Raw genomic sequence first — 20,864 nt, 5'->3', positions numbered from 1 at the left:
GCAGGGCCGGGGCCACCAGAGCAGCCCACATCCGACAGGGAGCAAAAGAATTGGACTTCACCAGAGACGAGAGTCAGGACGCGGTCGCCGAAGTCGTCGTGAGCCTGCTCGAACACGACAGCGCGCGTGATCTCGCGTTGTGGCCCGCGCTGGTCGACAGCGGGCTGCTGGCGCTGCCGCTGCCGGACCAGCACGGCGGCGACGGGATGGGACTGCTCGAGGTCTCGACCCTGCTGACCGAACTCGCGACCGACGCGGTGGCGGTGCCGGCGCTGTCGACCCTCGGTTTCGGCGTACTGCCGCTGGTCGGCCACGTCGGAGACGACTTGGCGGCCAGAATCTTTCCCGCCGTCGCCGAGGGCGCGATCCTGACCGCGGCACTGCACGAGCCGGGCGCCCCGTTCGTCGCCGAACCGCAGACGAAGGCGGTGGCCGACGGCGATTCGGTGCGGATCACCGGCCGCAAGATCGCGGTGCCGTACGCGGAACAGGCACAGTGGATTCTGGTGCCGACCGATCGCGGTATCGCGGTCGTCGACGGTGACGCGAAGGGCATCACCCGCACCGAGAGCCCGAGTTCCACGGGCGCGCCGGAATTCTCGGTGGCCTTCGACGACACGGTGGTTCCGGCGGCGCAACTGCTGGATATTCCGCTGGAGGACCTGCACCGCATCGCCCTGGCCACCCTCGGGGCGGTCGCCGACGGTTTGCTCAAGGGCGTGCTGGCGCTGACCTCGGAACACCTGCGGACCCGGCAGCAGTTCGGCCGCCCGCTGGCCGAATTCCAGGCTGTCGCACAGGAAATCGCCGACGTCTACGTGGTCTCGCGCGCCCTGCAGGTGGCAGCGACATCCGCGAACTGGTCGCTGGCGCAAACCTTCGGCGGCGAGAACTACAGTGGTGACAAGCACCTGGAACGTGTCGATGACGACCTCGATGTGCTGGCGTTCTGCGTGGCCTCCGAGCTGCCGGCGGCCATGCAGCGGTGCCATCACCTGCACGGCGGCATCGGCGTCGATGTGACTCACCCGCTGCACCGCTACTACTCACAAGCCAAGGACATCGCCCGCTGGCTCGGCGGTGCGTCGTTCCGGCTGGACCGGTTGGGAGCCAGATGTACATCGATCTGACCGCTGAACAGCACAAGCTGCGCGACGAATTACGCGCCTACTTCGCCGATCTCGTCACTCCCGAGGAGGAGGCCGAGATGGCGGTGAACCGCCACGGGGACGCCTACCGCGCGGTGGTCAAGCGAATGGGCCGCGATGGGTGGCTGGGCGTGGGCTGGCCGAAGGAGTACGGCGGCCAGGGCTTCGGCCCGCTGGAACAGCAGATCTTCTACAACGAGGCGGTCCGCGCCGATGTGCCGGTGCCGCTGGTGACGCTGCTGACCGTCGGCCCGGCGCTGCAGTCGTTCGGTACCGACGAGCAGAAGCGCAAGTTCCTGCCCGGAATCCTCACCGGCGAGATCCATTTCGCCATCGGATATTCCGAGCCGGACGCCGGCACCGACCTGGCCGCGCTGCGGACCTCGGCGGTGCGCGACGCCAACGGCGACTGGATCGTCAACGGGCAGAAGGTGTTCACCACCGGAGCGCACGAGGCGGATTTCATCTGGCTCGCGGTGCGCACGGGTTCGGTCGAGTCCCGGCACAAGGGCATCTCGATCCTGATCATGGACACCACCGATCCCGGCTACTCGTGGACGCCGATCATCACCGCCGACGGCGCCCATCACACCAACGCCACCTACTTCGACAACGTCCGCGTGCCGGCGGAAATGCTGGTCGGGGAGGAGAACGGCGGCTGGAAGCTCATCACCACCCAGCTCAATCACGAGCGGGTCAGCCTGGGACCGTCCGGCAAGATCGAGCAGCTCTACGAGCGGGTGCGTGACTGGTCGCGGCGCCAGGGCGTCCTGGAGGAGCCCGAGGTGCGGCGCGCGCTGGGCCGCCTGCACGCCATGGTGCGGGTCAACGAACTGCTGAACTGGCAGGTCGCCTCGAATATGGAGCGCCCCGATTCCGATCAGCGGGATGTGATCGCCGACGCCTCGGCGACCAAGGTGTACTCCACGGAGGCGCTGCAGGAGGCGGGCCGGCTGGCGGAGGAGATCGTGGGGCGCTTCGGCGATCCGGCCGATCCGGTCACCGCGGAACTGCTGACCTGGCTGGACAAACGCACCAAGCAGAACCTGGTCGTGACCTTCGGTGGCGGCGTCAACGAGGTCATGCGCGAATTGATCGCGCAGATGGGCCTGCGCCTGCCCCGCGTACCGAGATAGGAGTTTTCGCGTGTCGGAAACCATGACGGCGGAAGAGATCCGCGCCGCCGGCGAGAAGATCCAGCAGCTGGGCGAGTCCGCTCCGCGCCTCGGCCGCGACCCGGTGAACCAGCCGATGATCAACAACTGGGTCGAGGCGCTGGGCGACGCCAACCCGATCTACGTCGACGACGAGGCCGCCCGCGCCGCCGGACATCCCGGCATCGTCGCACCGCCGGCCATGGCCCAGGTGTGGACCATGCCCGGTCTGCGCGGATCGCGGCCCGCCGACGATCCGATGAACGCGGTCAACGATCTGCTCGACGCCGCCGGTTACACCTCGGTGGTGGCGACCAACTGTGAGCAGACCTACCACCGCTACCTGCGCCCCGGCGAGCGTCCCGTGGCGCGGACCAGGCTGCGAGAACTGGTGGGGCCCAAGCGGACCGGCCTCGGCGAGGGCTGGTTCGCGACCTATCTGCTGACCTGGTACGTCGACGACGAACCCGTCACCGAGATGCTGTTCCGGATGTTGAAGTTCGCACCCGGCACGGCCAAGTCCGCCGCCACCGAACCCGGCGAGGTGTCGGCGGAGGATCTGGCGAAGCGGGTCCGGCCCACCGTCTCCAAGGACACCGAATTCTTCTGGGCCGGAACGAAACTGGGTGAGCTGCGGATCCAGCAGCGCCCGGACGGATCGTTGCAGCATCCGCCGGTTCCGGCGCTGTGGAAGGACCACACCGAACAGTCCGACTACGTGGTGGCCTCCGGTCGCGGCAGCGTCTTCAGTTTCGTGGTGCACCACGCGCCGAAGGTGCCCGGCCGTCAGGTGCCGTACGTCGTCGCTCTGGTCGAACTCGAGGAGGGCGTGCGCATGCTCGGTGAGCTGCGCGGCATCGACCCCGCCGAGGTCGAGGTGGGCCTGCCCGTCGAAGTGGGCTTCCAGCAGCTCGACGCCGACAACACCGTGCCCTACTGGAAGGCCGTGCGATGACATCCACGATTCAGCCGACCGCCGTGCAGGTCGGAACCACTCTGCCCGAGTTGGTGATTCACGCCGACCCGACGTTCGTGGTCTCCACCGCCCTGGCCACCCGCGACTTCCAGGACGTGCACCACGACCGCGACAAGGCCGTGGAGCGCGGGTCCAAGGACATTTTCGTCAACATCCTCACCGACACCGGTCTGGTCCAGCGTTTCGTCACCGATTGGGCGGGGCCGGGGGCGGTGGTGAAATCCATCGCCCTGCGCCTGGGGGTGCCGCTGTACGCGGGCGACACCCTGACGCTCAGCGGAACCGTGGCGGCCGTGGACGGCGCGGACATCACCATCGACGTGGTCGGCAAGGACAGCCTCGGCGACCACATCACGGCGAAAGCCGTTATCTCCCTGCAGGAGGCACGCCAGTGACGGGTCTGAGCCGCCGCGCCGCCATCGTCGGCATCGGCGCCACCGATTTCTCCAAGGACTCCGGCCGCAGCGAGCTGCGCCTGGCGGCCGAGGCCGTCACTGCCGCGCTCGCCGACGCCGGCCTGACGCCCGCCGATGTGGACGGCCTGACGACCTTCACCATGGATACCAACACCCAGGCCGCGGTCGCGCGGGCCACCGGTATCCCGAGCCTGAAGTTCTTCAGCAACATCCCCTTCGGCGGCGGCGCGGCGGCAGCGACCGTGCAGCAGGCCGCCATGGCGGTCGCCACCGGAGTCGCGGATGTCGTGGTGGCCTACCGCGCGTTCAACGAGCGGTCCGGAAATCGCTTCGGGCAGTTCGCCACTCATCTGGCGACCGGCAATCCCAGCTCGTCGGGTGTGGACAACGCATTCTCCTACACCCACGGCCTGGGCACTCCGGCCGCGCAGGTCGCCATGGTGGCCCGGCGCTATATGCACGTATACGGCGCGAGCAGTGCGGATTTCGGCCGGGTGGCGGTCGCCGACCGCAAACACGCGGCGGTGAATCCGGCGGCCCATTTCTACGGCAAGCCGATCACGCTCGACGACCACCAGGCCTCGCGCTGGATCGCCGAACCGTTGCATCTGCTGGATTGCTGCCAGGAGACCGACGGCGGGGTCGCCATCGTGGTCACCAGTGCCGAGCGTGCCCGGGACCTGCCGAACAAGCCCGCGCTGATCGCCGGTGCGGCCCAGGGATCGGGTGCGGACCAGTACGTGATGACCAGCTACTACCGCGACGCCCTGACCGGCCTGCCGGAAATGGGCCTCGTAGGCGACCAGCTGTGGGCGCAGAGCGAACTGCGGCCGGAGGATATGCAGGCGGCCATTCTCTACGACCACTTCACTCCGTTCGTGCTGATGCAGCTCGAGGAGCTGGGCTTCTGCGGTCGCGGCGAGGCCAAGGATTTCGTGGCCGACGGGGCGATCGAAATCGGCGGCCGGCTGCCGCTCAACACCCACGGCGGCCAGCTGGGCGAGGCCTATATCCACGGGATGAACGGCATCGCCGAGGGAGTGCGCCAGATCCGCGGCAGCTCGGTGAACCAGGTCGAGGGCCTGGAGAACATCGTGGTCACCGCCGGCACCGGTGTGCCGACCTCCGGACTGGTACTGACCGCGGCCTGATCCGGGCGCCCGTGGGGCATGAACTACCCCGCGCGCAAGTGGGCCCGAAGCGGGCGCGCCAGCTGTTCGACACTCCGCTCTGTTCCGGCGGCCAAACCCGTTCGCGCACCGGCGAATCGGTCGAAAACCAGCCCTTCGATGACGGCGATGTAATCGGACGCGGCCGTGTCGGGGTCTGTGGCGCCCAGCGCGCGGAACAGCTCACGGGCGTGCCGATGGGAGAACAGGCTCGCGACCAGGCGGGGATGCAGGTCGGGGTCGCCGAGCAGGTCGGTGATCAGCATGTGGCGGGCGATCAGATGGTTACGGCGTTGCGCCAGGAGGTTGTCCAGCCACGCGGCGACGGCGGCGGCGATGTCGTCCGGGTCGGAGGCCGGTAGGTCGGCGGCGCGGAAATCGGTGCGCGAGCGCTCGGTGATCGCGTCGACGATCGCCTCGATCAGTGCGCGCTTGGTGCGGAAGTAGTACGAGGTAGACCCGGGTGGCAAGCCGGCCTCGGTATCGAGCGCCCGATGAGTCAGCGCCCGCAGCCCTTGGCGGGCGATGAGGTCGATCGCCGTGCCGACGATGAGTCCGCGCCGGTCCGTCGCACCCACCTCACCCGCTGGACGTGTGGACATCGTCACCTTCTCTCGTCTCCCACGGGATCATCCTCTACAAGTGTAGAGGTGCTCTACGGATGTAGAGCCTCAGGAGGGTGGAGACCGTGGACGGACTGGTTCTCGATGACGATCAGCGCACAGCCGCGGTGGCACTGGCCACGGTGGCCCGGCGATGGGAACGGCGAAGGTGGTCATTCCCGCGGCCTGTCCCGCGCGGGGTCTATCTGCACGGTCGTCCCGGCCGCGGCAAGACGATGCTCATGGACGAGTTCTTCGATCGGGTGGATTCGACACGTAAGTGCCGCTTCCACTTTCACCAGTTCTTCGCCCGGCTTCATACGGCGATCGCCGAATCCGGCGCGCTGCCGGCCGCGTTGGACGCCGTACTCGGCGACACCGAACTGATCTGTTTCGACGAATTCCACGTGCACGACGTCGGCGACGCCATGCTGATCACCCGCCTGCTCGAGGCCCTGTTCGCGCGCCGCATCGTGCTGGTGGCGACCTCGAACTATCCGCCCGAGGAACTGCTGCCCAATCCGCTGACGCACGCGAAATTCGAACCTGCCATCGCCCTGCTGCGTGCCCATCTGGCCGTGCTCGCGGTCGACGGGCCGCAGGACTACCGTGCCCGCGGGCACCATCCCCGGACCGGATTCGCGAGCGGGCGCTATGTGCGCGGGCGCCGGCCCGGCGCCGACCGGCCGGCCGAGGTGCCGATCGCCCACCTCCTGCTCCGAGCACGAACCGTGGAGGCGGACCTGCTGGTGGTCGACTTCGACGGGATCTGCGCGAAGCTCTTGTCGGCCATCGACTTCCTGACCCTCACCCACACCTACCGGCGCTGGGTCCTGTGCGCGGTGCCGCCGCTGCGGCGGGTTCCGGTCGACGCGGTGACGCGGTTCGTCAACCTCGTCGACGTGCTCTACGACGCCGATCTGGCACTCACCCTCTACGCCGAGGTTCCGCTGCCGGAGTTGGTCCGCGACGTCGCCGCCGCCCCGGATCTGAACCGCACCGCGAGCCGGCTGGGCCGGTTGCCCGGCGCTCGCCCGGCGAGCGTCGTCGAGTCGGCCGAGTCGCGGACCGCGGTGACCGAGCACCCGTCGGCGTCCACCGAAGTGAAGTGCATTCGTTTGGACGGACGTGCCGTCGACGAGCCCGAATGCTGTGCGCGGTCACAGTTTCTTCGGCTGTCAACTGGCGGCTAGGGGCATAGACCGGATCGGTGACCGTCCGGTGTCACGATTTCCCTCCTCACGGACCGTTCGGCATGTAACGATGTGCCTGTTTGTGCAGTTCGGATGTTTTCTGGGAGAGGCCCGTGGCCGGGGTGAGAACGGCGATACCACGCGCGATCGGGCTGATCGCACTGATGGCGTGCGTCGTCTTCGCGCTGCGCGGATACCTGCCGGGTACCGGCGGTCCGCATGCACCGTCCCCGCCCTCGGCGGTGACGGTGGCACTCATGCCGGTGCTGTCGCTGGTGTCGGTGGTGATCCTGCTGGCCGGGGTACTGACCAGCCAGCACCACCTGCCGCTGGCGATGGCCGAGGTCGACCGTGACCGTAAGCGGCAGCCGTTCCGGTTGAGCCGGTTCGGGATCGTGGTCCTCATCGGCACCGCGGTCGCGGCCGTGCTGACCGCGATCGTCTGGGCGGTGTATCTGCTCGCCGGTGGGCGCGAGGAAGCCGCCGCGCCGCGATCGAATCCGCCCGCCACCGCCCAGCAGCCCGAAACCACCGCGCCGCCGACCACCCAGCCGTTCTCCGGCAGCCCGGAGCTGAGCGGCCACGCCCTGCTGTTCGTCGGCGCGTGCGCCGCGGTGCTGGTGGCGGTCGCGATCCTCGGTCTCGGCGTGGTGGCCTTCGGCGCCCGGGATCGCCGGGGCGCGCCGGCGCTGCTGCCCCCACCCGTGGCCGCCGATGCGCCGGTCTCCCTGGCGCAGGTCGCCGAGATGGGCCTGGCCGCGATGATGGCCTCGGGCAAGGACGCGCGCGCCGCGATCATCGCCTGTTACGTCGCGATGGAAAGCGGTCTGGCGCAGGCTCGCGAGGTGGCGCCACTGATCTCCGATACCCCCTCGGAGGTGCTGGCCCGGGCCTTCGATCGCGGTGTCCTGCACGACGCCTCGGCCCGCGAACTCGTGACGCTGTTCGAGGAGGCCCGGTTCAGCCCGCATTCGATCCTGGAATGGCAGCGCATGCGCGCCGAACAGCTGCTGCGTATCGTGCTGGCGGATCTGCAGGGGGCGCGGCTGTGACCCGGATGACGATCGTGGTCGGCGCGGCGCTGATGATCGCGCTGATCGAGCTGGTCGGCCTGAGCAACCAGCGTGAGATGCTGCCGATTCTGGTCGGGGTGCCGGTACTCGGCGCCCTGGCACTACTGCTGTGGTCGCTGGTCGAGCGTTCTCGGGCCCAGGCCCGCGCCGACCTCGACGACCACGACTTCGAGAACGGCCCGGCCGAAATGCTGAGCCGCTGGCACGCGCGGGCACAGATGCTCGCGACCCGCGCCGACGGCACTCGGGCCGATTGGGATCGCCATCTACGCCCGCTGCTGGCCAAGGAGTTCGAACTGTCCAGCGGGCATCGGATCGCGAAGAACCGCAAGGCCACCGAGGCCGCCGGACGGCTGCAGTTCGGTCCGGAACTGTGGCGCTGGGTGGATCCGGCCAATTCGTCGCCGCGTGATCAGACCTCGCGCGCGCCGGGCCGGGCCGCACTGGACGAGATTCTACGTCGCTTGCAGAGCATGTGAGCCGCTTGCAGAACATGTGAAATGGGTTGGAACTAGTGCGAGATCGGATATGACGACACCTTTGGATGTGACCATCAAACGCACCGATGCGGTGCTGCGGGAGATCGCCCGCGTCGTGGTCGGCAAGCGCGACGAGCTGCAGCTGATCATGGTCGCGGTGCTGTCGGGCGGCCACGTCCTGATCGAGGACCTACCGGGCTTGGGTAAGACGCTCATCGCCCGATCCTTCGCCACCGCATTGGGGTTGGACTTCACGCGCGTGCAGTTCACCCCGGATCTACTGCCCGCGGACCTGATCGGTTCGACCATCTACGACATGGCCTCGGGGCGGTTCAATTTCCGCCGCGGGCCCGTGTTCACCAACATGCTGCTCGCCGACGAGATCAACCGCACACCGCCCAAGACGCAGGCCGCACTGCTGGAGGCGATGGCCGAGGGGCAGGTGAGTATCGACGGCGAAACCTTCCCGCTGCCACAGCCTTTCATCGTGCTGGCCACCGACAACCCGATCGAGTACGAGGGCACCTATCCGCTGCCCGAGGCCCAGTTGGACCGATTCGCCATGCAATTACGGCTGGGATATCTGTCGGAGAAGGACGAGACCCAGATGATCCGCCGCCGGCTCGAACGCGGCGCGGTCACCCCGCAGGTGGGTCAGGTGGTGGACGCGCAAGGTCTGGTGGAGATGCGCCAGGCGGTCGAATTCGTCACCGTCCACCCGGATGTGGTGACGTACGTGGTCGCCCTGGCCGCCGCCACCCGCGGTCATCCGCAGGTCGAGGTCGGTGCGAGCCCCCGCGCCGAACTGGATCTGGTGCAGATGGCGCGGGCCCGGGCGCTGCTGCTGGGGCGCGACTACGTGATCCCCGAGGATGTGAAGGCGCTGGCGGTTCCGGCCATGGCGCACCGGATCACGCTGCGCCCGGAGATGTGGGTGCGCCGGATCCGCGGCGAGGACGTCATCTCCGAATTGCTCCGCCGTCTGCCCGTACCGCGCGCGACGGTGACATGAGACATCGCGATACCACCTCGGCGAGCGAGGTCGATCTGCGCTGGCGGCCCGCGCCACTGGTGTACATGCTGGCGGTCGCCGCCGCGGTCGCGCTGGTGCCGGCGATCATGCTGGAGCGCTGGCAGCTGGCGGTCTTCGCGGCGCCGATGCTGGGTGTGCTGGCCACCGCGCCGATTCAGTTGTCGCGCACCAGGATTCAGGTCGACGGCGGGGGAGTGCTGCGCTGTTTCGAATCCGAGGAGGTCGAACTCGCGGTCGCCGCCTTCGTCGAGCAGGGACACGCGCTGCTGCGCTGTCGCCCCGAGGAGGCGAACGGACTCGAGGTGCGCGTGGAGGAGTCGTCCGATTCCGGACCGGCTCCGGCGGGCCTGCGGTTGGCGCTGTCCACGCAGCGCTGGGGCCGCTATCCGGTGACCGTGCGGCTGACGGCATTGAGTCCGGCCGGTCTGGCCCAGGCCGCGGCGAGTGTCGCGGCCGGCGAGGTCTACGTATATCCGATCGCGGACCCACAGCGAATGCGCCTGCCGCGCACCGAACTTCCGGAACGGATCGGTACCCATCTGACCCGCCGGCACGGTCCGGGCGTGGAATACGCCGATATTCGCGCCTACGCTCCCGGTGACGAATTGCGCATCGTCAACTGGCCGGTGAGTGCGCGTCGCGGCCGGTTGTACGTCACCCAACGGCTCACCAATCGGGCCGCGGATGTCGTTGTGCTGGTGGATACCTCGCTGCAGGCGCCGGGTCCGGCCTCGGATTCGATGGAGCTGACGGTGCGCGGCGCCGCACAGGTCGCGCAGACCGCGCTGCAGGCGGGCGACCGTACCGCCGTGGTGTGCCTGGGCCGCGCGCCGCGCTGGCTGCGGCCCGATATCGGACGCCGCCAGTTCTATCGCATCATCGACACGGTGCTCGGCGTGGGCGACGAGCACATTCCCAATGTCGGCACCCTGGCCCCGCATTCGGCGGTACCGATCGGCGCGGTCGTGGTCGCGTTCTCGACCCTGCTCGACACCGAATTCGCGCTCGCGCTGATCGACCTGCGCAAACGCGGACATGCCGTGGTGGTGGTCGACGTGCTGCGTGGCACGCCGTTCAAGGACGGGCTGGATCCGACGCTGGCCCGGATGTGGCAGTTGGAACGCACCGCGATGTACCGCGACATGGGCACGGTCGGTGTGGATATCGTGCCCTGGCCCGAGGGGGCTCGCCTCGACCAGGCGATGCGCCTGCTGCCCGAACATCGGCGAATGGTGCGGGTGAAGCGATGACGAGATTTCTGGCCGTGTTGTCCGGGCTGCTGCTGACCACCGCGGTGGGCATCGTGCTGCCATGGGCCGCGATTCCGGTGTTCGTGACGGTGGTCGCGGGCTGGTGGTTCCGGTCGGTCGCGGTGGTGGCGGTGCTGATCGCGCTCGGCGCGCTGGCGTGGGCCGATACCGGGGCACTGGCCGCCGCCGGGACGGGTCTGGTCGCCACCACCTATCTGCTCAACACCGCCACGCTGCACGCCCCGGCGGGTGTGGTTCCCACCACACTGCCCTCGGTGATCGGCGCGCTCGGATTCGCCGCCGCGGCGGTGCTCGCAACGCTGATTCCGGGACGGCTGGCCTGGCTGCCGCTGGCCGCGCCCGTGCTGGTCATCGTCCTGTACGCCGCGATCGTGCAGGGCCTGACAGTGCGCGAGGACGCCCCGGATTCGGCGGAATCGACGTAGTCGAACGAGCGTGATATACCCCACAACCAGGGTGTTTGCCCTACTACGCGATGTCGTGGTTTCCTACTACACCTTGTAGTCTGATGGCATGTGGATTATCCCGATCATCGCTGTCATCTGTTCCGTCGCGATCGCCGGCCTGTTCGCCACCGGCTTCCCGGACTGACGCCGGCAGGCACCACCCGGAACATCAGCGAACCGGGATAAGACGAAACCGCCCGACCGGCACTGCCGGTCGGGCGGTTCCTCGTTCGGCGGCGGGTAGCCGGGATCAGGCCGAGAAACTCAACCGCACATCGCTCAGCACCGGGGCGTCCTCGCGTTCGACCACGGTGGCGCCGATGACGAGTTCGTCACCCTCGCGCCAGATCCGCGACCGGATCGTCTCGCCCGGATACAGCACTCCGGCGAACCGCGCCCGGAAGCCGGTCACCCGGCTCGCGTCCGAGTCCAGCACGGTGTCGGTCGCGGTCTTGCACACCAGACCGTAGGTGCACAGGCCGTGCAGGATCGGATTGGGAAAGCCTGCGGCGCGGGCGAATTCGGGATCCGAATGCAGTGGGTTGCGGTCACCGCACATGCGGTACAGCAGCGCCTGCTGCGGCAGTGTCGGGGTGAGGACCTCGAAATCCGGGGTCCGATCGGGCAGTTCGGCCTTGGTGCTCGGGCCGCGCTCACCACCGAAACCGCCCTCGCCCTTGGCGAAGATCGAGGAACGCGCCGTCCACAGCGGCTGCCCGTCGGATCCGGTGATCACCGTCTCGTGTGCGATCACCGCCGCCGACCCCTTGTCCCACACCTCGGTGATCCGCCCGGTGCTGCTCGCCTTGCCCTCGGCCGGAATCGGCCGGTGCACAACGATTTCCTGGCTGCCGTGCACGACCTTGGCCAGGTCGATCTCCACGCCGGGATAGCTCACCTTCGGCGGTTCGGTGACCCGCATCGTCGGTGCGACGGTCGCGAAGGTCGGCAGCACCTGCGGCTCCCGATCGTCGAGATATCGCAGTTCACCGGGATCGGTCCAGCGGGTACCGGCGCTCAGGCCCAGGTGGTACAGCTGCACATCCGACGGCGTCCAGGAGAACTCCTGGGCCGGAAGTTCCGCTCCCAGAGCGGTTTTCAAGTCAATCGGCATGATGTTTCCTTACTCCGCCACGTCGCGATCGCACCCGCGGCGACCGAGGGCGTCCCCGGTGCGCCCGGCTCCATTCGTCTCGGTCGGACCGGGCGCATGGTAGGGGATGTCCCACTGAACGGTTCTACTTGCTCGCCGCGCCGGTGGGGGCCTTCTCCTCGCGCGCCTTCTCGACGATATCCATCACCGCCAGATAACCGAAGGTCAGCGCGGGTCCGATGGTCGCGCCGGGTCCGGCGTAGGTGTGACCCATGACCGGGGTCGAGGAGTTGCCGGCGGCGTAGAGGCCCTCGATCACGCTGCCGTCCGCCCGCAGCACGCGCGCCGCGGTGTCGGTGACCAGGCCGCCCTTGGTGCCCAGGTCGCCGGGCACGATCTTGGCGGCGTAGAACGGGCCCTGCACGAGGGCCGCCAGGCACGGGTTCGGCTTCACCGTCGGATCGCCGTAGTAGCGGTCGTAGTGGCTCTTGCCGCGGCCGAAGTCCTCGTCCACGCCCTTTTCCGCGAAGGCGTTGAAGCGGGCGACGGTGGCGGCGAGATTGTCCGCCGGCACGCCGAGACGCTGGGCCAACTCCTCGAGGGTGTCGGCCTTGACGATGTTGTCGTTTTCCATCCAGCGGGACGGAAAGCGCTGGCCCGGCTGCAGCCCGGCGAAGATGTAGCGGTTGCGGTAGCGCTGGTCGAACACCAGCCAGGCCGGGATGTTCTCGCCCGGACCGTCACCCTGACCCCATTTGCCGCCGTACATGGTGTGCACGGCCTCGACGTAAGGAGCGGACTCATTACCGAATCGCTTACCGTCGGCGTTCACCATGATCGCGCCGGGCAGATTGCGCTCGGCCAGCGCGAACCACGGCTTGCCGCCCTTGAAGATGGTCGGCCCCCACCAGGCGTCCTCCATGAACCCGATGTCGCCGCCGACCTCCATACCGGCCCGGATGCCGTCACCGGTGTTGGCCGCGGCGCCCGTGGTCCACTCGGTGGTGATGGGCTTGCGCTGGTACTGCTCGCGCATCTCGGCGTTGTGCTCGAAACCGCCGGTGCCCAGCACCACGCCGTAGCGGGCCTTGAAGATCGTCGGCTCGCCGTCGACGGTCGCCTCGACGCCGACGACCCGGTCGCCGTCGGTGATCAGCTTGGTCAGCGGAGTGTCGAGCAGCACCGGGACATTCGCGTCCATCAGGCCCTTGCGCATCGCGGCGATGATCGCCTGGCCCATGCCGACGATGTGCTTGCCGGTGAACTTCGCCAGGTAGGTGCGGGCGCCGACGCGCATGGCCCGCATCATGCCCTTCGGGTGGCGGCGGATCAGGTTCAGCCGGACGAAGTCGGTCTGCATGACCACGACGTTCAGCGGGGCCTTCGCATACGGCGGTTCCAGCTTGGCCGCCTCGGCGCCGAGCACCTTCAGGTCGAACGGCTTCGGCTCGCAGGAGCGGCCGGAGCCCAGGCCACCCGGGGCCTCGGGGTGGTAGTCGGAGTAGCCGGGGACCCAGGTCATCCGGAGCGGGCTGTGATCGAGAACGAAGTCGAAGGCCTCCGCGCCGCGATCGATGTAGGTGTCGATCTTCTCCTTCGGCACCACGTCACCGATGATGCTGTGCAGGTAGCGGCGGGCCTCCTCCCGGTCATCGGGCCGGCCGGACGCCTGGAGCGCCTTGTTGCCGGGGATCCACACACCGCCACCACTACGCGCGGTCGAACCGCCGTAGTGTGCGGCCTTCTCGATGAGCACCGCACGCAGGCCGTGGTGCGCGGCGGCGAGGGCGGCGGTCATCCCGGCGGCGCCGCTGCCGACCACCACCACGTCGTATTCCCGATCAGTCATGTAGAACACGTTATAGAATCGGATCAGGTTCGGTCTATATTGGTCTGGCAGATGGGACTGCTGACACGAGAAAATGCAGGAAAACTCGTTTCAGTTTGTATCCCGGTCACCGGCTGGTCACCAGACCGAGCGCCCCAATGGAAGGAACAAGCGTGCTGTCCGACGCGGTACGGAATGAACTGGCCGCGGAGCTCGCGGTCGCCGAACGAGACCGGGTGCCGATCGATCCGCTGGTCACGCGGTATGCGGCGATCGATGTGGTCGACGCCTACGAGATTCAGCTCATCAACATCCGGCAGCGGCTGGCCGACGGCGCGAGGGTGGTCGGCCACAAGGTCGGGCTCTCCTCGAAGGCCATGCAGGAGATGATGGGCGTCGACGAACCGGACTACGGCCATCTGCTCGCCGATATGCAGGTGTTCGAAGACGTTCCGGTCGACACGTCGAAGTACCTGTTCCCGCGCGTGGAGGTCGAGGTCGGCTTCGTGCTGGGCGCGGATCTGCCCGGCGAGGAGTGCACCGAGGCCGACGTGCTGGCCGCGACGGTGGCCTACGCCCCCGCCATCGAGCTCATCGACACCCGCATCAAGAACTGGAATATCGCGTTGTGCGACACCATCGCCGACAACGCGTCCTCGGCCGGCTGGGTGCTCGGGCCGGAGCGGGTGGCCCCGGCTGCCTTGGACATCAAGGCGATCGACGCGACTCTGACCCGCAACGGCGAGGTCGTCGCGCAGGGCCGCAGCGACGCGGTGCTCGACGATCCGACCATCGCGGTGGCCTGGCTGGCCCGCAAGGTCGCCTCGTTCGGGGTGCGGTTGAAGGCCGGCGACATCGTGCTGCCGGGTTCGTGCACCCGTGCGATCGACGCCCGCCCGGGTGACGACTTCCATGCCGAGTTCGCTGGACTCGGTTCCGTCCGTTTGACATTCAGCTGAGGAGATCAAGTGCCTAATTACGGCAAGGTCGCAGGTGAAAAAGTTACAGCCGCGATCGTCGGCTCCGGCAACATCAGCACCGATCTGCTGTACAAGCTGCTGCGTTCGGAGCGGATCGAGCCGCGCTGGATGATCGGTATCGATCCGGACAGTGAGGGGCTCAAGCGCGCTCGCGGGCTGGGTCTGGAGACCTCACACGAGGGCGCCGACTGGCTGCTCGCGCTGCCGGAGAAGCCGGACATGCTCTTCGAGGCCACCTCGGCGTACGTGCACCGCGAGTACGCGCCGAAGTACGAGGCGGCCGGTATCCGCGCGGTGGATCTGACTCCCGCCGCGGTCGGCCCGGCGGTCGTGCCGCCGGTGAACCTGGGCGCGAATATCGACACTCCGAACGTCAACATGATCACCTGCGGCGGGCAGGCGACGATTCCGATCGTCGCGGCCGTCTCGCGCGTGGTCGAGGTGCCCTACGCCGAGATCGTCGCCTCGGTGTCCTCGGTCTCGGCGGGTCCGGGTACTCGCGCCAACATCGACGAGTTCACCAAGACCACCAGCAAGGGTGTGGAGACCATCGGTGGTGCGAAGCGCGGTAAGGCGATCATCATCCTCAACCCGGCCGAGCCGCCGATGATCATGCGCGACACCATCTTCGCCGCCATTCCCGAGGATGCCGACACCGATGCGATCAGCGAATCCATCCACAAGATGGTCGCCGACATCCAGGAGTACGTGCCCGGCTACCGCCTGCTCAACGAACCGCAGTTCGACGAGCCGAGCGTGATTTCCGGTGGGATGGCCAAGGTTTCGGTCTTCGTGGAGGTCGAGGGCGCGGGCGACTTCCTGCCGCCCTACGCCGGCAACCTCGACATCATGACCGCCGCCGCCACCCGGGTGGGCGAGGTCATGGCCGAACAGATCCTCACGGCTCGGGTCTAGGAGGGACCAGATCATGAACTACGTATTGCAGCCGTTCTCCCAGGAACTCGACGTCCGCGTCACCGACACCTCGCTGCGCGACGGTTCCCATCATAAGCGTCACCAGTTCACCGCCACCGAGGTGCGCGATATCGTCGCGGCCGTCGACGCCGCCGGCGTGCCGGTGATCGAGGTGACCCACGGTGACGGCCTGGGTGGTTCCTCGTTCAACTACGGGTTCTCCAAAACCCCTGAGCAGGAACTGATCACGATCGCGGCGCAGACCGCGAAGCAGGCCAAGATCGCGGTCCTCATGCTGCCCGGCGTGGGCGTCAAGGAGGACATCAAGATCTCCCAGGACAACGGCGCGTCCATCGTCCGCATCGCCACCCACTGCACCGAGGCCGACGTCTCGATCCAGCACTTCGGCTACGCCCGCGACCTCGGCATGGAAACCGTCGGCTTCCTGATGATGTCGCATTCGCAGCCGCCGGAGGTGCTCGCGAAGCAGGCCCGCATCATGGCCGACGCGGGATGCCAGTGCGTCTACGTCGTGGACTCCGCCGGTGCGCTGGTGCTGGACCAGGTGTCCGACCGCATCGCCGCGGTCGCCGCCGAACTCGGTGACGACGCCCAGGTCGGCTTCCACGGCCACGAGAACCTCGACCTCGCCGTCGCCAACTCGATCTACGCGGTGAAGGCCGGCGCCAAGCAGATCGATGGCAGCGCGCGGCGTTTCGGCGCCGGTGCGGGCAACACCCCGGTCGAGGCGTTCGTCGGAGTCGCCGACAAGATCGGCATCAAGACCGGTATCGACTTCTTCGCGATCGCCGACGCCGCCGAGGATGTCGTGCGCCCGGCCATGCCGCAGGAATGCCTGCTGGACCGCCAGGCCCTGATGATGGGCTACGCCGGGGTGTACTCGAGCTTCCTCAAGCACGCCGAGCGCCAAGCCGAGCGTTACGGCGTCTCGGCGGCCGAGATGCTGGTGCGCGCCGGTAAGCGCAAGCTGGTCGGCGGCCAGGAGGACCAGCTGATCGACATCGCGCTGGAACTGCAGCGGGAGAAGCAGGGCGCTTCCGCCTGAATATGTCGGAAATGACGGGCCGCGAACGGTATTCGTTCGCGGCCCGTTTCAGCGTTCGAGCGATCGTCCCACGGAGGCGAATTCACCGGGGCGTGCGACCGGATGGTGAACGGCAATTTCGAGGTGACCACGTGTGTTAACGCGTGGGTTCTTCCACGCGATCCGAATACGGGTCCGGGAGGCGCTGTACTCTTGCGCGGCAAGCAATTCTGCTCTCGGGTTATCCGCGCGGACGAAACATAGGAGTTGCTGTGAACATACGAGCGTTGATCGGCGGGTCTGTTGCCGCTGTTGCGATTTCGATGGCCGGTGGGGCGGTGGCGGGTGCGCAGCCGTTCGTCGCCGCGAACGGGCCTACCGTGCAGAATCCGGCGGATTACTTGGTGGGCGACACGGTGTATTTCAGCGCTGGATACGCCAATTGCTCGATGCACCCGAACGGTGATGTGGGCTGTGATATCAGCCCCGGAATCGCCTACCTGTTCGGAATTCCCATCAACAATGTCGCCATCGATCTGCCGTTCCTCCCGGCGCATCCGACCTTCGGTCTGACCGGCCCGCTCGGACGCGCCGGCAGCCGTTCCATCGACTCGGGGCCCGCGTCCGACGGCTACGACTACGGCGGCGTCATCAACTACGGCGGCGCCACCTGCAGTGCCGGTGGACGCGGTGCGGTGCAGTGCAGCTCGAAGGGGCACACCTTCAACTTCGGCTGGTCGGGCACCAACCTCAGCTGACGGCAGCACGGATTCGGCCCAGCGGGCCGCGAACGCTCCGACGTTCGCGGCCCGCGGTCGTTCGTGCGGCCGGGTGGATCGACCGGGTCGTTTCGATCGGCAACCGGGAACAGGCAGGTTGATACACTCGTGTATCCACGTGTCCATGGAGAGGAAGCGTTCGTGACGTCGGCCGGTGCGCGGAATTCGTCCGAGGCCGGGCGCGGCCGGACATCGGAACGCCGCCGCGACGCATCGGGCGAAACGGGGACGCCGGGAGGGGCCGCTTCCGTGGGTGATGTCGCCGGTCCGAGGGGCGTAGCGACGCGCGAACCGCGAATGACCAAGCGGCGGGCCGAAACTCGGCAGCGGTTGCTCGACGCCGCCTTCGACGCTTTCGCCGAAGAGGGGTTCGGTCGCTGCACGGTCGAGCAGATCTGTGAGCGCGCCGGGTTCACCCGGGGTGCGTTCTACTCCAACTTCAGCTCGCTGGAAGAGCTGTTCCTGGCGATGTGGGAGTTGCGCTCGGCCGAGATGCTGCGCGAACTGACGGGGGTGCTCGAGTCGGAGACCGGCGCCGACGTCCAGGACCTGCGCGCCGGTGTGGAGCAGGTGCTGCGGGCGGTTCCCCTGGACGACAAGTGGTTTCGCATCACCGCCGAATTCACCGCCCACGCCCTGCGCAACCCGCCGCTGCGGCGGGTGATGGTCGCGCGGGAGAACGCGATCGTCGCGGCCCTGCTGCCGGTCCTGGAGGCGCTGCTGAACCGCGCCGGACGCACCGTCACCGACCGCGAGGGTCTCGGCCGCGCGGTGGTCGCGGTGCACGACGGAACCTCGCAGCAGTGCCTGCTCGAACCGGACGACAGCACCGCCCGGGAACAACGCACAACGCTGTTCACCCATATCGCGATGGCCTACAGCGTCGCGCGGGATGCGCGATGATTCGTTCGACCATTCCGCGAGTCCGGAATGTCGCGAGACCGATCGACGCGTTTCCGAGCACGGATACCTCAGCCGCCGATCGGTGCTGGCGGGCCGGCGCCACGCCGCCGAGTTCGCGGCGTCGGCCGTAGTCGCGCAGAATCCGGGGACGACAACCGTGCAGGAGGCGACGATGTCCGAACGACCCGCGCTGGCCGAGGCGCTGGATCTGCAACCGCATCCCGAAGGCGGCTGGTTCCGCGAAACCTACCGCAGCCCGGTCGAATTCGAGCCCGAGGGCTACGACGGGCCGCGCGCATCCGCCACCGCCATCCACTTTCTGCTGTTGCCGCACGAACGTTCCGCGCCGCATACGGTGCGCTCGGACGAGATCTGGCTGTGGCAGCGCGGTGGTCCGCTGCTGCTGAACATCGGCGGCGACGAAGTGATTCTCGGCCCGGACGTCGAGCGAGGCCAGCTCCTGCAGGCCGTGGTCCCCGCCGGCGTCAGCCAGGCCGCACGTCCGGCCGGTGATGAGTACGTGCTGGTGAGCTGCGTGGTCGCGCCCGGGTTCGATTTCGCGGACTTCCGGCTGGACTGATCACCCGAATAGTTCGGGCCCGCCCACCGAATCCCGGTCGGATACGGTGGGCGGGCCCGAGCACCGCGGCTGCCTACTCGTCGATCGCCAGAATGCCCTCATCGATCGCATACTGGATCGACTTCTCCAGGTCCGGGCACGGATCCGGCCGCCCCGGCCCGGCCAGCTTCGCGAAGACCGGGCAGTGTTCGGCCGGGCTGACCGTCCACTGCACCGAGCGCTGGTGCGAGGAGGACTTGCGGACCAGCACTTCCACTCCGCATGCCCGGCAGGCCACCGGCGTCAGGCCGTCTTCGAGATAGCGCTGCTTGTCGACGACGGTCTGGGCACGCACCTGTTCCCGGCGTTCCGGGCGGTCCGCGAAATCGGGTGCTTTGGCCCAGGAGACCATCAGGCACCCGCCTCCTGCTTGACGGCAGGGTCCGTCTTGCCGGCCGCCTCTTCTTCCTTCTTGCGCCGCAGATTCTCGGCGACCTCGGCCTCCCAGTGCTCGTTGGCCTTGGTGGTGTCGACCTCGAATTCGAAGCGCTGCACCATCTTCGGGTCGATATCGGCGACGTCGACGTAGAACTGGTCGTACCAGCGGCGCAGCTGGTAGACCGGGCCGTCCTCCTCGCAGAGCAGCGGGTTGTCGATCTTGGACTTGTGCTTCCAGATCTCCACGTCCTGCAGGAAGCCGTCGCCGAAGAAGTCGGTCATGGACTTGGCCAGCTTCTCCGCCGTCTCGTCGTCGATGCCCTTGGGCTTCTCGACCGACAGGCCGTACTGCAGCACGAACGAGTCCTGCGTGACCGGGTAGTGGCAGTTGATCAGCTGGACCTTGATCTGGTAGCCGCCGTAGATATTGGTCAGCGGATTGATCATGTAGGACGGGCCGAAGTAGGACGCCTCCGACTTCAGCAGCGTCTCCCCGCCGTACTTGGCGGCCATGCCGATGTCCGGACGGCCCTTCGTCTCGAGGAACTGCGTGGCCACGTGGCCTTCGAAGACGTTCTTGAAGTACGTCGGGAAGGCGAAGTGGATGTAGAAGAAGTGGGCCATGTCCACCACGTTGTCCACGATCTCGCGGCAGTTGGCGCCCTCGATCAGCATGGTGTTCCAGGTGAACGGGGTCCAATCGCTGTTGCGCTCCTCCACCGGGTTGCCGTCGGCATCGGTGTAGGGCCCCTCGATGTAGGGGATCGTGACGTCGTCCGGCGGTGGGTTGCCCTCGTGGTCGTGCCAGACGTACAGCTGGCCGTTGCGCTCGAGGGTGGTCCAGGCGCGGGTACGGGCCAGCGGCGGCACGCGGCGCGCATAGGGGATCGAGGTGCAGCGGCCGTTGCCGCCCCAGCGCCAGTCGTGGAACGGGCACGCGATGGAGTCGCCCTTGATCTCGCCCATGCTGAGATCGCCGCCCAGGTGGCGGCAGTAGGCGTCGAGCACCTTCAGCTCGTCGTTGCTGTCGGCCCACACCACGAGTTTGGTGCCGAAAGCCTGCACGGCATGCGGCTTACCGTCGCGAAACGTCTCGGCCAGGCCCAGGCAATGCCAGCCCCGCGCGTACCGCGTCGGTGTCGAGCCGACGTCGATCTCGCGGACCTTCCCGCTCCGCTGTGCGGTTTCTGCCATCGTCATCCCTCCTCTGGAAGTACTAGAACACGTTACAAAATTGAGCGGCCCAGCGCCAGCTATTCCGTTGACTACCAGGCAAAGGTGTTCGTTGTGGGACAATGAACACCCGTTCTCGACATAAATAAGAACGTGTTCTAGTCTCAAGACAAGTATCGGTTCCGCAGAAC

Annotated in this window: 22 protein-coding genes; 17 read left to right on the top strand and 5 right to left on the bottom strand. The window is 67.7% G+C overall.

Annotation, left to right across the window (positions count from 1 at the left end):
- The first annotated feature begins 50 nt into the window (after positions 1 to 50).
- Genes NE2_RS13440 through NE2_RS13420 form a run of 5 tightly spaced genes read left to right on the top strand, consistent with a single transcriptional unit; the run spans position 51 to position 4,845 of the window.
- A complete protein-coding gene (locus tag NE2_RS13440; RefSeq protein ID WP_063026229.1) occupies positions 51 to 1,130 on the top strand; it encodes an acyl-CoA dehydrogenase family protein in 1,080 nt (359 codons plus the stop codon).
- Positions 1,115 to 2,284 (top strand): acyl-CoA dehydrogenase family protein, encoded by a 1,170-nt coding sequence (locus NE2_RS13435; RefSeq protein WP_063026228.1) that lies wholly within the window; start codon positions 1,115 to 1,117, stop codon positions 2,282 to 2,284. Before NE2_RS13440 ends, NE2_RS13435 begins: the two co-directional genes overlap by 16 nt.
- A gap of 22 nt (positions 2,285 to 2,306) precedes the next feature.
- Positions 2,307 to 3,257, top strand: a complete 951-nt coding sequence (locus NE2_RS13430) for a bifunctional MaoC family dehydratase N-terminal/OB-fold nucleic acid binding domain-containing protein (protein WP_084494027.1) — start codon at positions 2,307 to 2,309, stop codon at positions 3,255 to 3,257.
- A complete protein-coding gene (locus NE2_RS13425) occupies positions 3,254 to 3,673 on the top strand; it encodes a MaoC family dehydratase (RefSeq protein WP_063026226.1) in 420 nt (139 codons plus the stop codon). Before NE2_RS13430 ends, NE2_RS13425 begins: the two co-directional genes overlap by 4 nt.
- Positions 3,670 to 4,845: a lipid-transfer protein gene (locus tag NE2_RS13420; RefSeq protein ID WP_030517302.1), complete on the top strand. Its 1,176-nt coding sequence runs from the start codon at positions 3,670 to 3,672 to the stop codon at positions 4,843 to 4,845. Before NE2_RS13425 ends, NE2_RS13420 begins: the two co-directional genes overlap by 4 nt.
- A gap of 23 nt (positions 4,846 to 4,868) precedes the next feature.
- Here NE2_RS13420 and NE2_RS13415 read toward each other — a convergent pair whose 3' ends face one another.
- Positions 4,869 to 5,465, bottom strand: coding sequence for a TetR/AcrR family transcriptional regulator (locus NE2_RS13415; RefSeq protein ID WP_063026225.1), 597 nt, complete (start codon positions 5,463 to 5,465; stop codon positions 4,869 to 4,871).
- Positions 5,466 to 5,542: 77 nt separating this feature from the next.
- Here NE2_RS13415 and zapE point away from each other — a divergent pair, with 77 nt between their 5' ends.
- The 6 genes from zapE to NE2_RS13385 all read left to right on the top strand — a co-directional run bounded on the left by zapE (position 5,543) and on the right by NE2_RS13385 (position 10,939).
- The gene (zapE, locus tag NE2_RS13410) at positions 5,543 to 6,658 is read left to right on the top strand and encodes a cell division protein ZapE (RefSeq protein ID WP_063909386.1); all 1,116 of its coding nucleotides are present in this window, start codon (positions 5,543 to 5,545) and stop codon (positions 6,656 to 6,658) included.
- 113 nt (positions 6,659 to 6,771) lie between these two features.
- Positions 6,772 to 7,710 (top strand): DUF4129 domain-containing protein, encoded by a 939-nt coding sequence (locus NE2_RS13405; RefSeq protein WP_233429773.1) that lies wholly within the window; start codon positions 6,772 to 6,774, stop codon positions 7,708 to 7,710.
- Positions 7,711 to 7,715: 5 nt separating this feature from the next.
- A complete protein-coding gene (locus NE2_RS13400; protein ID WP_063026291.1) occupies positions 7,716 to 8,210 on the top strand; it encodes a hypothetical protein in 495 nt (164 codons plus the stop codon).
- Between the two features lie 49 nt (positions 8,211 to 8,259).
- Positions 8,260 to 9,222, top strand: a complete 963-nt coding sequence (locus tag NE2_RS13395; protein WP_030517297.1) for an AAA family ATPase — start codon at positions 8,260 to 8,262, stop codon at positions 9,220 to 9,222.
- Positions 9,219 to 10,493 carry a DUF58 domain-containing protein gene (locus tag NE2_RS13390; RefSeq protein WP_063026224.1) on the top strand — a complete coding sequence of 425 codons (1,275 nt, stop codon included), beginning with the start codon at positions 9,219 to 9,221 and terminating at the stop codon, positions 10,491 to 10,493. The genes NE2_RS13395 and NE2_RS13390 overlap by 4 nt, the downstream gene beginning before the upstream one ends.
- The gene (locus NE2_RS13385; protein WP_063026223.1) at positions 10,490 to 10,939 is read left to right on the top strand and encodes a hypothetical protein; all 450 of its coding nucleotides are present in this window, start codon (positions 10,490 to 10,492) and stop codon (positions 10,937 to 10,939) included. The genes NE2_RS13390 and NE2_RS13385 overlap by 4 nt, the downstream gene beginning before the upstream one ends.
- Positions 10,940 to 11,210: 271 nt before the next feature.
- Here the strand turns inward: NE2_RS13385 and chsH3 are convergent, their stop codons facing one another.
- Together chsH3 and kstD are read right to left on the bottom strand one after the other, a co-directional pair.
- Positions 11,211 to 12,074, bottom strand: a complete 864-nt coding sequence (gene chsH3 / locus NE2_RS13380) for an enoyl-CoA hydratase ChsH3 (protein ID WP_030517294.1) — start codon at positions 12,072 to 12,074, stop codon at positions 11,211 to 11,213.
- Positions 12,075 to 12,198: 124 nt separating this feature from the next.
- Complete coding sequence (gene kstD, locus NE2_RS13375) at positions 12,199 to 13,902, bottom strand: 3-oxosteroid 1-dehydrogenase (protein ID WP_082856678.1); 1,704 nt, start codon at positions 13,900 to 13,902, stop codon at positions 12,199 to 12,201.
- A gap of 152 nt (positions 13,903 to 14,054) precedes the next feature.
- Between kstD and NE2_RS13370 the strand changes: the two genes are divergently transcribed.
- The 6 genes from NE2_RS13370 to NE2_RS13345 all read left to right on the top strand — a co-directional run bounded on the left by NE2_RS13370 (position 14,055) and on the right by NE2_RS13345 (position 19,083).
- Positions 14,055 to 14,840: a 2-keto-4-pentenoate hydratase gene (locus tag NE2_RS13370; RefSeq protein ID WP_063026222.1), complete on the top strand. Its 786-nt coding sequence runs from the start codon at positions 14,055 to 14,057 to the stop codon at positions 14,838 to 14,840.
- A gap of 9 nt (positions 14,841 to 14,849) precedes the next feature.
- Positions 14,850 to 15,776, top strand: a complete 927-nt coding sequence (locus NE2_RS13365) for an acetaldehyde dehydrogenase (acetylating) (protein ID WP_063026221.1) — start codon at positions 14,850 to 14,852, stop codon at positions 15,774 to 15,776.
- A gap of 13 nt (positions 15,777 to 15,789) precedes the next feature.
- Positions 15,790 to 16,842, top strand: a complete 1,053-nt coding sequence (dmpG, locus tag NE2_RS13360) for a 4-hydroxy-2-oxovalerate aldolase (protein ID WP_036497546.1) — start codon at positions 15,790 to 15,792, stop codon at positions 16,840 to 16,842.
- A 251-nt stretch (positions 16,843 to 17,093) separates the two neighbouring features.
- On the top strand, positions 17,094 to 17,579 hold the full coding sequence (locus NE2_RS13355; RefSeq protein WP_146165143.1) for a hypothetical protein: 486 nt from the start codon (positions 17,094 to 17,096) through the stop codon (positions 17,577 to 17,579).
- Positions 17,580 to 17,897: 318 nt separating this feature from the next.
- A complete protein-coding gene (locus NE2_RS13350) occupies positions 17,898 to 18,503 on the top strand; it encodes a TetR/AcrR family transcriptional regulator (protein WP_063026219.1) in 606 nt (201 codons plus the stop codon).
- Between the two features lie 172 nt (positions 18,504 to 18,675).
- Positions 18,676 to 19,083, top strand: a complete 408-nt coding sequence (locus tag NE2_RS13345; protein ID WP_063026290.1) for a cupin domain-containing protein — start codon at positions 18,676 to 18,678, stop codon at positions 19,081 to 19,083.
- 73 nt (positions 19,084 to 19,156) lie between these two features.
- On the opposite strand, the gene NE2_RS13340 is transcribed toward NE2_RS13345, so the two are convergent.
- Both NE2_RS13340 and NE2_RS13335 read right to left on the bottom strand, forming a co-directional pair.
- Positions 19,157 to 19,474 (bottom strand): hypothetical protein, encoded by a 318-nt coding sequence (locus NE2_RS13340; protein WP_030517286.1) that lies wholly within the window; start codon positions 19,472 to 19,474, stop codon positions 19,157 to 19,159.
- Positions 19,474 to 20,694, bottom strand: coding sequence for a 3-ketosteroid-9-alpha-monooxygenase, oxygenase component (locus NE2_RS13335; RefSeq protein ID WP_063026289.1), 1,221 nt, complete (start codon positions 20,692 to 20,694; stop codon positions 19,474 to 19,476). The genes NE2_RS13340 and NE2_RS13335 overlap by 1 nt, the downstream gene beginning before the upstream one ends.
- Positions 20,695 to 20,864 lie beyond the last annotated feature (170 nt).

This window comes from Nocardia elegans NBRC 108235, assembly GCF_001612845.1.
In the GTDB taxonomy this organism is placed as follows: Bacteria; Actinomycetota; Actinomycetes; order Mycobacteriales; family Mycobacteriaceae; genus Nocardia; species Nocardia nova.
Note: the sequence above shows the minus strand (reverse complement) of the source record. Positions and strands in the feature narration are given on the sequence as shown.